The 12,708-nt window shown below is 43.9% G+C and carries 9 protein-coding genes and 1 rRNA gene; 9 read left to right on the forward strand and 1 reads right to left on the reverse strand.

The genetic code is table 11. The annotated features are described in order from the left end of the window. Positions 1-194 precede the first annotated feature (194 nt). The gene (gene rpmH / locus M3593_RS14785) at positions 195-329 is read right to left on the reverse strand and encodes a 50S ribosomal protein L34 (RefSeq protein WP_144479452.1); all 135 of its coding nucleotides are present in this window, start codon (positions 327-329) and stop codon (positions 195-197) included. Between the two features lie 791 nt (positions 330-1,120). On the opposite strand from rpmH, the gene dnaA reads away from it, so the two are divergent. From dnaA to M3593_RS14830, 9 genes are all read left to right on the forward strand, one after another. Beyond that, positions 1,121-2,467, forward strand: coding sequence for a chromosomal replication initiator protein DnaA (dnaA, locus tag M3593_RS14790; protein ID WP_144479454.1), 1,347 nt, complete (start codon positions 1,121-1,123; stop codon positions 2,465-2,467). A gap of 180 nt (positions 2,468-2,647) precedes the next feature. Continuing rightward, the gene (gene dnaN / locus M3593_RS14795; RefSeq protein WP_144479456.1) at positions 2,648-3,784 is read left to right on the forward strand and encodes a DNA polymerase III subunit beta; all 1,137 of its coding nucleotides are present in this window, start codon (positions 2,648-2,650) and stop codon (positions 3,782-3,784) included. 471 nt (positions 3,785-4,255) lie between these two features. Then, positions 4,256-4,471 carry a S4 domain-containing protein YaaA gene (yaaA, locus tag M3593_RS14800; RefSeq protein ID WP_144479458.1) on the forward strand — a complete coding sequence of 72 codons (216 nt, stop codon included), beginning with the start codon at positions 4,256-4,258 and terminating at the stop codon, positions 4,469-4,471. Between the two features lie 19 nt (positions 4,472-4,490). Beyond that, positions 4,491-5,609 (forward strand): DNA replication/repair protein RecF, encoded by a 1,119-nt coding sequence (recF, locus tag M3593_RS14805; RefSeq protein ID WP_144479460.1) that lies wholly within the window; start codon positions 4,491-4,493, stop codon positions 5,607-5,609. Between the two features lie 10 nt (positions 5,610-5,619). Next, positions 5,620-5,868 carry an extracellular matrix regulator RemB gene (remB, locus tag M3593_RS14810; RefSeq protein WP_144479462.1) on the forward strand — a complete coding sequence of 83 codons (249 nt, stop codon included), beginning with the start codon at positions 5,620-5,622 and terminating at the stop codon, positions 5,866-5,868. A 160-nt stretch (positions 5,869-6,028) separates the two neighbouring features. Next, entirely contained in the window at positions 6,029-7,960 is a 1,932-nt protein-coding gene (gyrB, locus tag M3593_RS14815) for a DNA topoisomerase (ATP-hydrolyzing) subunit B (protein ID WP_483308919.1), read from the forward strand. 218 nt (positions 7,961-8,178) lie between these two features. Then, positions 8,179-10,740 carry a DNA gyrase subunit A gene (gene gyrA / locus M3593_RS14820; RefSeq protein ID WP_144479464.1) on the forward strand — a complete coding sequence of 854 codons (2,562 nt, stop codon included), beginning with the start codon at positions 8,179-8,181 and terminating at the stop codon, positions 10,738-10,740. 93 nt (positions 10,741-10,833) lie between these two features. Then, a complete protein-coding gene (locus M3593_RS14825; protein ID WP_251542414.1) occupies positions 10,834-11,919 on the forward strand; it encodes an HD-GYP domain-containing protein in 1,086 nt (361 codons plus the stop codon). Positions 11,920-12,297: 378 nt separating this feature from the next. Continuing rightward, positions 12,298-12,708, forward strand: a 16S ribosomal RNA gene (locus M3593_RS14830); the annotation flags it as partial.

Raw genomic sequence — 12,708 nt, forward strand, 5'->3', positions numbered from 1 at the left:
AAATCAGACTGTTGATTTTCGTTCCAGGCGCTTCGCTTTCCACTACAATCAACAGGATTTTAAAAAAGAAGTGGTACATTCACACAGCCTCTTAAAGTATATCCAAAAATAAATCCCTAAAGCCCATTTCTCAGTAAGCCCAACCCAAAATAGTATTGCCCAAAGAGAAAAAAGACCACTGACATTTCAGTGGCCTAAGCTGATAATACTTTTCTTCCTTTTTGACGACGGCGAGCAAGAACCTTACGGCCATTTGCACTGCTCATGCGAGCACGGAATCCGTGAACTTTACTGTGTTTACGTTTATTTGGTTGATAAGTGCGTTTCATATATGTTACACCTCCCTGAGGAATAGCTGTTACAGACAGTCTTTGTAATTATAAAGAGGGGCAGCATAAATTGTCAAGTGCCTATTCGGAAAAGAACCTTATTACCATATAGTAATAATTTGAATTCCCCGCCAGCTCTTTTGAGATCCTCGATGGATTTTTTCACCTGGCTTACAGATTGAAAAAAAGTATCAGGTTTCTGAAACAGTTGTTTTTCATTCCACTTAAATTTTTGAAGTAAAAGAATATTTTTTCACCAAAAGAAAATCTTATTTTATATATTTTACTTTTTTAAATTTCACTGTTTCGGAAGACCTGTGGACAAAAATCGACACCATTTTTATTATCCACACCCCTTTTTGACAGCTTTTACACAAGCCAGATGGCTGTGGACAATTATTCTCCACAGAGAGGGTGTATTGTGGATAATGTATGAAAAAGCGTTGCACCATGCTAGATTATCTGATATTATATTTGTGTTTTCACTCTTAATAATTCGATGGCAGAAATATAATTATCCACAAAATGTGGATAAACTGTGGATAGGTTATTCAGGGCTGTTGTAAAAGTTTGTCCACAGAAAGTGGATATTGTCGAAAAGCTTCTTTTCTTCCTTATTATATATTTTTCCACATTAATAGTTTTGTATATTTATTAATCAGGGGTTGTACAACGTGTATAACCTTTCGTTTTATGCTTTTCGAACAGATCTGATGCATATGGCCAAACGGCTAAATGTGAAGATCAGCCAGACATAGAGATAAAACTTACGAGAAAAGGAGGGAAAATTGTTGGAGAATATTGCAGATCTCTGGAATAATGCTCTCGCTAAAATCGAGAAAAAGATCAGTAAGCCCAGTTTTGATACATGGCTAAAATCAACCAAAGCACATTCGCTCCAGGGTGATGTCCTTACGATTACAGCACCGAACGAGTTTGCCCGCGATTGGCTGGAAGAGCGCTATTCCCAGCTCATCAGCGGCATTTTGTATGAAATTACTGGTGAAGAGCTTGCTGTTAAATTCATCATTCCCCAAAACCAGAATCAAGAAGATCTTGATATTCCCTTGCCGCCCAGAAGGGTCAAGAAGGAAGAAGACACGCCCGATTTGCCAGTCAGCATGCTGAATCCAAAGTATACATTCGATACTTTTGTCATTGGATCAGGCAATCGTTTCGCCCACGCGGCATCGCTTGCAGTAGCTGAAGCGCCGGCAAAAGCCTATAACCCTTTATTCATCTACGGGGGCGTAGGACTTGGTAAAACCCACTTGATGCATGCAATTGGGCACTATGTCCAGGATCATAATCCGAATGCGAAAGTGGTTTATTTGTCATCTGAAAAATTCACAAATGAATTTATTAATTCAATCAGGGACAACAAAGCAGGAGATTTCCGCGATAAATATCGTAATGTTGATGTACTGCTTATTGATGATATTCAGTTCCTGGCGGGGAAAGAACAAACGCAAGAAGAATTTTTCCATACATTCAATACTTTGCATGAAGAAAGCAAGCAGATTGTCATCTCCAGTGACCGTCCGCCAAAAGAAATTCCGACTCTTGAGGACAGGCTGAGATCCCGTTTCGAATGGGGTTTGATCACTGATATTACGCCGCCTGACTTGGAAACAAGAATCGCGATCCTGCGCAAAAAAGCGAAAGCAGAAGGATTGGATATTCCTAATGAGGTCATGCTTTATATCGCGAACCAGATCGACTCCAACATCCGTGAACTTGAGGGAGCCTTGATCCGTGTGGTCGCGTACTCTTCACTCATCAATAAGGATATCAATGCAGACCTGGCTGCCGAGGCATTGAAGGATATTATTCCGAGCTCGAAGCCAAAGGTGATTACAATCCTGGATATCCAAAGAGTCGTTGGGCAGCATTTCAATGTTAAGCTCGAGGATTTCAAAGCTAAGAAACGGACAAAATCCGTCGCTTATCCAAGGCAAATCGCCATGTACTTATCAAGGGAGCTGACAGATTTCTCTCTTCCAAAGATCGGGGAAGAATTCGGAGGACGTGACCATACAACCGTCATCCATGCTCATGAGAAAATTTCTAAAATGATTTCAACTGATACAAATCTGCAAAGGCAGTTAAAAGATATAAATGAACAATTAAGGGTTTAGGATAATGTGAATAACTCGTCATTGGTTACGCACAGTCTGTCCACATGTGGATAGGCTGTCTTTCCTTTGATCAAATCACTTATCCACAAATCCACAGGCCCTACTAGTACTTCTATTACTTTTTAAAACATATTAATATATGCATTTAAGAAAAAAATATTCCAAAACGGAGGCCAAAAAATGAGATTTATTATCCAGCGCGATTTTCTGCTGCAAAGCGTCCAGGACGTCATGAAGGCAGTAACAAGCAGAACGACAATCCCTATTTTGACTGGTATCAAGATTGTTGCAAATGAAGAGGGAGTAACTCTTACAGGCAGCGATTCCGATATTTCCATTGAATCTTTCATTCCTAAAGAAGAAGCAGGGGATGAAATCGTTGAAATCAAACAGCCAGGATCCATTGTTCTGCAGGCGCGTTTCTTTAGTGAGATCGTTAAAAAGCTTCCGACAGACACAGTGGAAATCGAAGTCCATAATAATCTGCAGACGATCATCCGTTCTGGAAAATCCGAATTCAACCTTAATGGCCTTGATGCAGAAGAATATCCACACCTTCCGCAAATTTCGGAAGAGCATGTATTCAAGATTCCGACAGACTTATTAAAAGGGCTGATCCGCCAGACTGTCTTTTCAGTGTCCACCTCAGAAACACGCCCGATCTTGACAGGTGTAAACTGGAAGGTCGAAAACAATGAACTGATCTGTATTGCAACAGACAGCCACAGACTGGCATTGCGAAAGGCAAGGCTAGAGGCTGACAATACCGAGAACTACAACGTGGTCATTCCAGGAAAAAGCTTGACTGAGTTGAGCAAAATCCTCGATGACAGCTCTGATTCAGTCGATATCGTCATTACCGAAAACCAGGTTTTATTCAAAGCCAAGCATCTGTTATTCTTCTCAAGATTGCTTGAAGGAAACTATCCTGACACAGGACGGCTGATTCCGACTGAAAGCAAAACAGATGTTGTCGTGAATACAAAAGAATTCCTGCATGCTATTGATCGTGCTTCATTGCTCGCTAGAGAGGGACGAAACAATGTCGTCAAGTTTTCCACAATCGAAGGCGGAGCCATCGAAGTTTCTTCCAACACACCAGAAATCGGTACTGTTGTCGAAGAAATCCAGAGCCAGTCTATCGATGGTGAAGAACTGAAAATCTCTTTCAGCGCCAAATATATGATGGACGCCTTAAAAGCACTAGAGGGAACAGAAATCCAGATCAGCTTCACAGGCGCGATGAGACCATTCGTCATCCGTCCGCTTCATGATGATTCCATCCTGCAGCTGATCCTGCCTGTAAGAACTTACTAATTCCATAACGCCACCAGTTTTATTGCTGGTGGTTTTTTTTATATATGAAAAATAGACTTTATTTTAGACAAAAATGATATTTAGCACCTGTTGATTGCAGTGGAAGGCGCGAAGACTCCTCGAAATTGCTAACGCATTTCCTTCGTGCGTGGGCCGGTTCAAGGAAGCCAAATCAATGTCCTGCGGGATCAGCTGGATAGGAGAGACCTAGGTGAAATGATTCACGTGAGGAATCATTTGCACCCCGCAGACGCCAAAGGCGGCGAGGAGGCTCAGCGCCAGTTAGGAAGAATTGCCTTTTGAAAAAGCCGGCAGTTGGACTTTTTTATTATTCTTCCAGCAGAAAGCGAAGCGCCTGGAACGAAAATCAAAAGGCCAAGGTTATAGGCAAAAAATAAGAAAATTTGTTTCTATGGAAAATATTTAGTAAAATAAAGTATTAAGTCCTTTTGGAAGAAAAGGGTGAGAATCGTGAATGAGGAAATAAAAATCGATACCGAATACATTACGCTTGGCCAGTTCCTTAAATTAGCCGATGTGATCCAATCCGGCGGAATGGCAAAGTGGTTTTTAAGTGAACACGATGTTTTTATCAATGGTGAACAAGATCAGCGAAGAGGAAGAAAGCTTCGTTCCGGAGACCAGGTTGCAATACCTGGATTTGGCGAGTTCGTCATAATGCAATAATCCAGAGGATGAACTGTTCATGTATATAGAGGAACTGCAATTAAGGAATTACCGCAATTACCAGGGGCTCGAGGCGACATTTGAAAATAAGGTGAATGTCATCCTTGGCGAAAATGCCCAGGGGAAAACAAATGTCATGGAATCCATCTATGTGCTTGCAATGGCAAAATCACATCGGACCTCAAATGATAAAGATTTGATTCGCTGGGACGAGGAATATGCTAAAATAGAGGGACGGATTAAAAAAACAAACGGATCGCTGCCCATGCAGCTTGTCATTTCCAAAAAAGGCAAAAAGGCAAAAGTCAACCATCTGGAGCAGCGCAAGCTAAGCCAGTATGTTGGCAACATGAATGTCGTCATGTTTGCACCAGAGGACCTGAACCTTGTAAAAGGTAGCCCTCAGGTAAGAAGACGATTTGTCGATATGGAAATAGGACAGGTATCGGCAGTCTATTTGCATGACATCAGCCAGTACAATAAAATCCTCCAGCAGCGGAATCATTATCTCAAGCAGCTGCAGATCAAAAAAGCGACAGACCAGACGATGCTTGATATCCTGACTGAACAATTTATCCAGGCGGCCGCGAGGATCATTCTTAAGCGGTTTGAGTTCCTGAATTTGCTCGAACAATGGGCATTGCCCATCCATCAGGGAATTTCAAGAGGGCTGGAAGACCTGAAAATCATCTATAAACCCTCTGCAGAGGTATCAGAAGGTGATGATTTGTCGAAAATGATAGCAGTGTATGAAGAAAAATTTGCTAAAATAAAGACAAGAGAGATTGACCGGGGAACGACGATGTTCGGTCCGCACCGGGACGATCTGCAATTTTTCGTCAACGGCCGGGATGTCCAGACTTTCGGATCCCAGGGACAGCAGCGGACGACTGCGCTTTCGGTGAAACTGGCTGAAATCGAATTGATCAATGCGGAGATCGGTGAGTATCCAATCCTCCTGCTTGATGATGTCTTGTCTGAACTGGATGATTATCGCCAATCCCATTTATTAAATACCATCCAGGGGAAAGTTCAAACCTTTGTCACCACCACCAGTGTGGATGGGATTGACCATCAGACATTAAGGGAAGCGGCCACTTATAACGTGAAGACCGGCGAAATGTCAAGAATCCAATGAGGTGGACACGATGTATTTGCATGTTGGTGAAGAGGTCCTTGTCAGGACGAAAGATATCATAGCGATATTAGACATTGAAAGCGCCGGTGCTTCTCCTTTCATGGAGGAATTCATCGCGCGGCAGGACAGGGAGATTGTCCAGCTGGCCAAAGGGTCGGCCAAATCAATCGTCGTAACAGGCAATCATATATATTATTCCCCACTGGCATCAGGGACTTTGAAGAAACGCTCACAAAAATTATCCGTTCAGGAGTTTTAATAGATCGGCTTATCCGCAAAAAATGTCGAAAAACACGATGTGTGCGGAAATGCCCACTTGAAATGATTGTAGCTGGGAAATTTTCAGTAAATCCGCTGTTTTATTTTACAGAACCGATTTAGAAAAAAGATGAGTGAAATTGAAAGTGTAGGTGATCGATATGGCAATGGAGGAACAACAATCCATGCAGGGACAAGCGTATGATGAAAACCAGATACAAGTGCTCGAAGGCCTGGAAGCGGTACGCAAACGTCCAGGGATGTATATCGGATCAACGAGTGGAAAAGGTCTGCACCATCTTGTATGGGAAATCGTTGATAATAGTATAGACGAAGCTCTTGCAGGCTACTGTGATGAAATAAACGTCATAATCGAAGAAGATAACAGTATCACTGTAAAGGATAATGGCCGCGGAATCCCTGTCGGTATCCACGAGAAAATGGGACGTCCTGCGGTTGAGGTCATCATGACAGTCCTTCACGCCGGCGGTAAATTCGGCGGCGGAGGCTATAAGGTATCCGGAGGACTCCACGGCGTTGGTGCATCTGTTGTCAATGCCCTGTCTACGTATCTGGAAGTATTTGTCCACCGTGATGGCAAAGTCCATTACCAAAAATTCGAACGAGGTGCTGTCGGTGATCCGTTGAAGATCATTGACGAAACGGACCATACGGGAACAACTGTCCACTTTAAGCCTGACCCGGAAATATTCACTGAAACATTGGAATATGACTATGATACGCTAGCAAACCGCCTGCGCGAGCTTGCCTTCCTGAACAGGGCAATCAAGATTACGATTGAGGATAAGCGCGGCGAAGGCAAAAAGAATGAGTATTACTACGAAGGCGGAATTAAATCGTATGTTGAGCATTTAAACCGCACGCGGGAAGTACTCCATGAAGATCCAATCTATATTGAGGGTGAAAAGGAAGGCATCACTGTCGAGGTCGCTCTCCAATATAACGACAGCTACACTGGCAACATCTATTCTTTCGCGAATAATATCCACACGTATGAAGGTGGAACGCATGAATCAGGCTTTAAGACAGCTTTGACTCGTGTCATCAATGACTATGCCCGTAAGCATGGCATCTTCAAGGAAAGTGACTCCAATCTTTCCGGAGATGATGTTCGTGAAGGCCTGACGGCAATCGTGTCAGTCAAGCACCCTGACCCTCAGTTCGAAGGCCAGACGAAAACAAAACTTGGTAATTCGGAAGTCCGTACGGTAACAGACACGCTGTTTTCCGACCACTTCGAAAAATTCATGCTTGAAAACCCGAATGTCGCAAGGAAGATTGTTGACAAAGGCTTAATGGCAGCAAGAGCCAGACTCGCTGCGAAAAAGGCGCGTGAACTGACCAGAAGAAAGAGTGCGCTCGAAATTTCAAGTTTGCCGGGCAAACTGGCTGACTGTTCTTCAAAGGATCCGTCAATCAGTGAAATATATGTCGTAGAGGGTGACTCTGCGGGTGGTTCCGCCAAGCAGGGCCGTGACCGCCACTTCCAGGCAATCCTGCCATTGCGCGGGAAAATCCTGAACGTTGAAAAGTCACGTCTGGATAAAATCCTATCGAATAACGAGGTAAGAGCAATCATTACGGCAATCGGAACAGGAATCGGCGAAGATTTCGACCTTTCCAAAGCACGTTACCAAAAAATCGTCATCATGACCGATGCCGATGTGGATGGCGCTCACATCCGTACTTTATTATTGACGTTCTTCTACCGTTATATGAGAAAAATTCTTGAAGCTGGTTACATTTATATTGCCCAGCCGCCATTGTACAAAATCCAGCAGGGCAAAAAAATCGAGTATGCTTACAACGACAAGCAGCTCGAACAGATCCTTGCTGAGCTTCCGCAGCAGCCAAAACCAGGCATCCAGCGTTACAAAGGTCTTGGCGAGATGAATCCAGAACAGCTTTGGGAGACGACAATGAACCCTGAGACAAGGACATTGCTCCAGGTAAGCCTTGAGGACGCAATCGAGTCGGATGAAACCTTCGAAATCCTCATGGGTGACAAGGTAGAGCCACGACGCAATTTCATCGAGCAGAATGCACTTTATGTAAAGAACCTGGATATTTAATAAGGCTCTTTTTGAAAAGTACGATTCTTTTTCCAGGATAGAAGGTACGTCCTCTATCCTTATCCTGATTTTTCTTGAAAAAGGCTGCATTGAACCGGGCTGCTAAGCCCCTGTCTTCTTATGGAATAATGATATGTAATTTGATTACTAGATTAGTGATTGGCATTCGCGCTAAACCTAAGCGCCTGTGCTTTTCGTCTAAAGGAGGTTTCTCTTAAATGGCTGAGACACCAAACTCTCGTGTGAAAGAGATTAATATTAGCCAGGAAATGCGTTCATCCTTCCTGGATTATGCCATGAGTGTAATCGTAGCTCGTGCGCTTCCGGATGTCCGTGACGGCTTAAAGCCCGTACATAGAAGGATTCTATATGCAATGCATGATCTCGGCATGCATTCAGACAAGGCCTATAAAAAATCGGCGAGGATCGTCGGTGAAGTAATTGGTAAGTATCATCCGCATGGTGACTCTGCTGTATACGACACAATGGTCCGTATGGCGCAGGATTTCAACTATCGCTATATGCTAGTGGATGGACATGGCAACTTTGGATCTGTCGATGGCGATGCTGCAGCGGCGATGCGTTACACAGAAGCGCGTATGTCCAAAATTTCGATGGAGCTTTTGCGTGACATCAATAAAGATACAATCGACTATCAGGACAACTATGACGGTTCTGAAAGAGAACCGATTGTAATGCCTTCAAGGTTCCCGAACCTGCTTGTCAACGGTACTTCCGGTATCGCGGTCGGCATGGCAACTAACATTCCGCCGCATCAGCTTGGCGAGGTTATTGATGGCGTATTGGCCATCAGTAAAGACCCTGACATGACCATCATGGAATTGATGGAAATCATCACAGGGCCTGACTTCCCCACAGCAGGATTGATCTTAGGGCGCAGCGGTATCCGTAAAGCTTATGAGACTGGCCGCGGTTCGATTACCCTGCGAGCGAAGGTTGAAATCGAACAGAAATCAAATGGCAAGGAAGTCATTATCGTCAGGGAACTTCCATACCAGGTCAATAAAGCCAAGCTGATTGAGAAAATCGCTGAATTAGTCCGCGACAAGAGGCTTGACGGCATCACAGACTTACGGGATGAATCTGACCGTAAGGGTATGAGGATTGTCATTGAAGTTCGCAAGGATGCGAATGCCAATGTCCTTTTAAATAACCTTTATAAACAAACTGCCTTGCAGACAAGCTTTGGTATCAACCTTCTTGCTTTAGTCGATGGTCAGCCGAAGGTTCTTAACCTGAAGCAATGTCTGACATACTATCTTGACCACCAGGTAGTCGTCATTCGACGCCGCACGGAGTTTGAACTCAGGAAGGCAGAAGCCCGTGCCCACATTCTCGAAGGGTTGCGAATCGCACTTGATAATCTTGATGCGGTCATCAGCCTGATCAGAAGCTCACGCACGACAGATATCGCAAGAGAAGGATTGATGACACAGTTCAATCTATCCGAAAAGCAAGCACAGGCCATTCTTGATATGCGTCTGCAGAGGCTTACAGGCCTGGAACGCGAAAAGATCGAAGAAGAGTTCCAGAACCTTATGCAGCTGATCGCAGAATTGAAAGCAATTCTTGCTGACAATGAAAAGGTACTTGAAATCATCCGTGAAGAGCTTCTTGAAATCAAAGAGCGCTTCAATGATGAGCGCCGCACGGAGATTGTCTCAGGCGGTCTTGAAATGATCGAGGACGAGGATCTGATTCCTCGTGAAAATATTGTCATCACCCTTACCCATAACGGCTACGTAAAACGCCTGCCAGTATCGACATATAGGGCACAGCGCCGCGGCGGCCGCGGAATCCAGGGGATGGGTACGAATGAAGATGATTTCGTTGAACACTTAATCACGACCTCCACTCACGATACAATTCTTTTCTTTACAAACAAAGGAAAGGTATATCGTTCGAAGGGTTACGAAATCCCTGAATTCAGCCGTACAGCGAAGGGGATTCCAATCATTAACCTATTGGAGATCGAGAAAGGTGAATGGGTTAATGCCATCATTCCTGTGTCCGAATTTGTGGATGACTGGTTCCTGTTCTTCACAACCAAAGAAGGAATTTCAAAACGTTCACCGCTTTCATCATTTGCGAATATCCGCAACAATGGACTGATTGCCCTTAACCTGCGCGAAGGCGATGAATTGATTTCCGTTCGTCTGACAGATGGAAGCAAAGAAATGATCATCGGCACAAAAGATGGCTTACTGATCCGCTTCCCTGAAACAGACGTCCGCTCTATGGGCCGTACAGCCACCGGGGTAAAAGGAATCACCCTGTCTGAAGGTGACGAAGTTGTCGGCATGGAAGTCCTTGAAGAAAGTGCCGAAATCCTTGTTGTCACCAAGAACGGTTACGGCAAGAGGACACCTTCCGAAGAATACAGAAGGCAAGGGCGCGGCGGTAAAGGAATCAAGACATGCAATATCACCGATAAGAATGGTGACCTTGTCACGATGAAGGTTGTGACAGGTGAGGAAGACCTGATGCTGATCACAACAGGAGGCGTGCTGATCCGAATTCCTGTAAGCTCGATTTCCATGACAGGTCGTAATACACAAGGTGTTAAACTCATCAGTCTCAACAAAGCAGAAAATGAGTATGTTGCGACAGTCGCGAAGGTGGACAAGGAAGAAGATAAGCCGGAAGAACTGGAAGAGGATGAGAATGCAGAAGCAATCGTCGACCCAGAAGAGGTTGGCAGTGAAGAAGCAGAATCAGCCGAAACAGCAGAAACACCAAACGAATCAGAAGAAGAATAAACTTTTTAAGAGGAACACAAAAATGTGTTCCTCTTTTTTGGTAAAATAAAGTAAAATAATTGTAAGAAAATTAAAATTCCGGAGTGGATAGCCTTGCGCGTACTAGTAGACAACCTAAAAGAGGGCTGTATCCTTACTGAAGATGTTCTAAGTAAAACGAATAGACCCATCATGAGCAAGAAAACAGTCTTATCAGAGCATCTAATCGATATTCTGAAAGTCTTTCTGGTCAAGGAGGTAGAAGTAGAGAAAACGCTGGTGAATGGATTGCCATGCACAGCCCCTTCGATTGGAAAAGATAAGAATCTTTCATTGAATTCCGACAGGACCGAACGTACTTTTGTTGAGTTGTTTTTACAGGCCAAACAGGAGTTCAAGAAAGAATTCATTTCCTGGCAATCAGGAATGCAGATTGATATTGCCAAACTAAGGTCGATCATTGTCCCGCTTATTGAGCAAACTGACATGAGTTCGTCGGATATATTCAACCTTCATCATTATTCTACCAAGACTGAATATCTCTATGACCATCCATTGGCAGTAGGGGTTATCAGTGCTTTCATCGCAAAAAAATTAAATTACAGCAAAGGGGAAGTGACCCAAATTGCGCTTGCTGGATGTCTTTCTGATTGCGGCATGGCAAAAATCAGCCCGAGCATCCTCAACAAAAATACAACTTTAACGGTTGAGGAATTCGAGGAAATCAAAAAACATCCAACATTTAGCTACCAGATGGTCAGGAACAGCCCATTGCTGAAGGATGCTACGAAGATTGCCATTCTTCATCATCATGAAAGAATGGACGGAAGCGGTTATCCATTCGGCGAAAAGGCAAGCAGGATCCATCCATTTGCAAAAATCCTTGCGGTGGCCGATTCATTCCACGCAATGACCTCAGAAAGGATCTACAAACCAAAGCACTCGCCATTCAAAGTGCTGGAAATGATCAATGAGGAGTTATTCGGAGAGTTTGATATAACGGCATTGAAGGCATTAAGTTCAGCGATTATGAATTATTCCGTAGGCACCAAAATCCGTCTGTCGGATGGCCAGGCTGCAGAAATCATTTTTGTTGAGGAAAAGAATCCGGCAAGGCCGTTGGTGAAATTGCTGGAGTCGGATCAGATCCTTGCTCTGGAGAAGAACAGATACTTGCATATCGAGGAAATCATCCAATAAGAGCTGGCTGTGTATGCCAGCTTTTTTATTTTCAGAGATGCTGTGAAGATATAAACAATATGTTGAAAAATAGCTATGAAGAGAATTATTGAACAAAAATGAGAAACTGTATAAAAGGTATTGCTTTATAGTTATATGACTGATATAATCTTCAAAGTCAGTAGCGAAACAACAACTTCAATTAAATAGTTTTTGAAAAAAGTTATTGACTTATACAGCAAGAAAATGTTATATTAATAAAGTCGCTTACGGGCGACGAGGTAACAAATTGCTCTTTGAAAACTAAACAAACAAGCGTCAACAAACAATAAATTATCATGCTTCTATTAATAGAAGACATGAGCCAACGTTTTAACTTATGAGCTAACTCATAACTCTTTCTTGGAGAGTTTGATCCTGGCTCAGGACGAACGCTGGCGGCGTGCCTAATACATGCAAGTCGAGCGGATCTTCATTAGCTTGCTTTTGAAGATCAGCGGCGGACGGGTGAGTAACACGTGGGCAACCTGCCTGTAAGACTGGGATAACTTCGGGAAACCGGAGCTAATACCGGATAATCCTTTCCCTCACATGAGGGAAAGCTGAAAGACGGTTTCGGCTGTCACTTACAGATGGGCCCGCGGCGCATTAGCTAGTTGGTGAGGTAACGGCTCACCAAGGCCACGATGCGTAGCCGACCTGAGAGGGTGATCGGCCACACTGGGACTGAGACACGGCCCAGACTCCTACGGGAGGCAGCAGTAGGGAATCTTCCGCAATGGACGAAAGTCTGACGGAGCAACGCCGCGT

Source organism: Mesobacillus sp. MER 48 (genome assembly GCF_023714225.1).
Classification (GTDB): Bacteria; Bacillota; Bacilli; order Bacillales; family Cytobacillaceae; genus Mesobacillus; species Mesobacillus oceanisediminis_A.

Excerpts from the sequence above, each read along its gene's own strand:
- gyrA (WP_144479464.1), top strand. The coding sequence starts at position 8,179 with ATGGCTGAGACACCAAACTCTCGTGTGAAAGAGATTAATATTAGCCAG.
- dnaN (WP_144479456.1), top strand. The coding sequence starts at position 2,648 with ATGAGATTTATTATCCAGCGCGATTTTCTGCTGCAAAGCGTCCAGGAC.
- remB (WP_144479462.1), top strand. The coding sequence starts at position 5,620 with ATGTATTTGCATGTTGGTGAAGAGGTCCTTGTCAGGACGAAAGATATC.
- rpmH (WP_144479452.1), bottom strand. The coding sequence starts at position 329 with ATGAAACGCACTTATCAACCAAATAAACGTAAACACAGTAAAGTTCAC.
- recF (WP_144479460.1), top strand. The coding sequence starts at position 4,491 with ATGTATATAGAGGAACTGCAATTAAGGAATTACCGCAATTACCAGGGG.
- gyrB (WP_483308919.1), top strand. The coding sequence starts at position 6,029 with ATGGCAATGGAGGAACAACAATCCATGCAGGGACAAGCGTATGATGAA.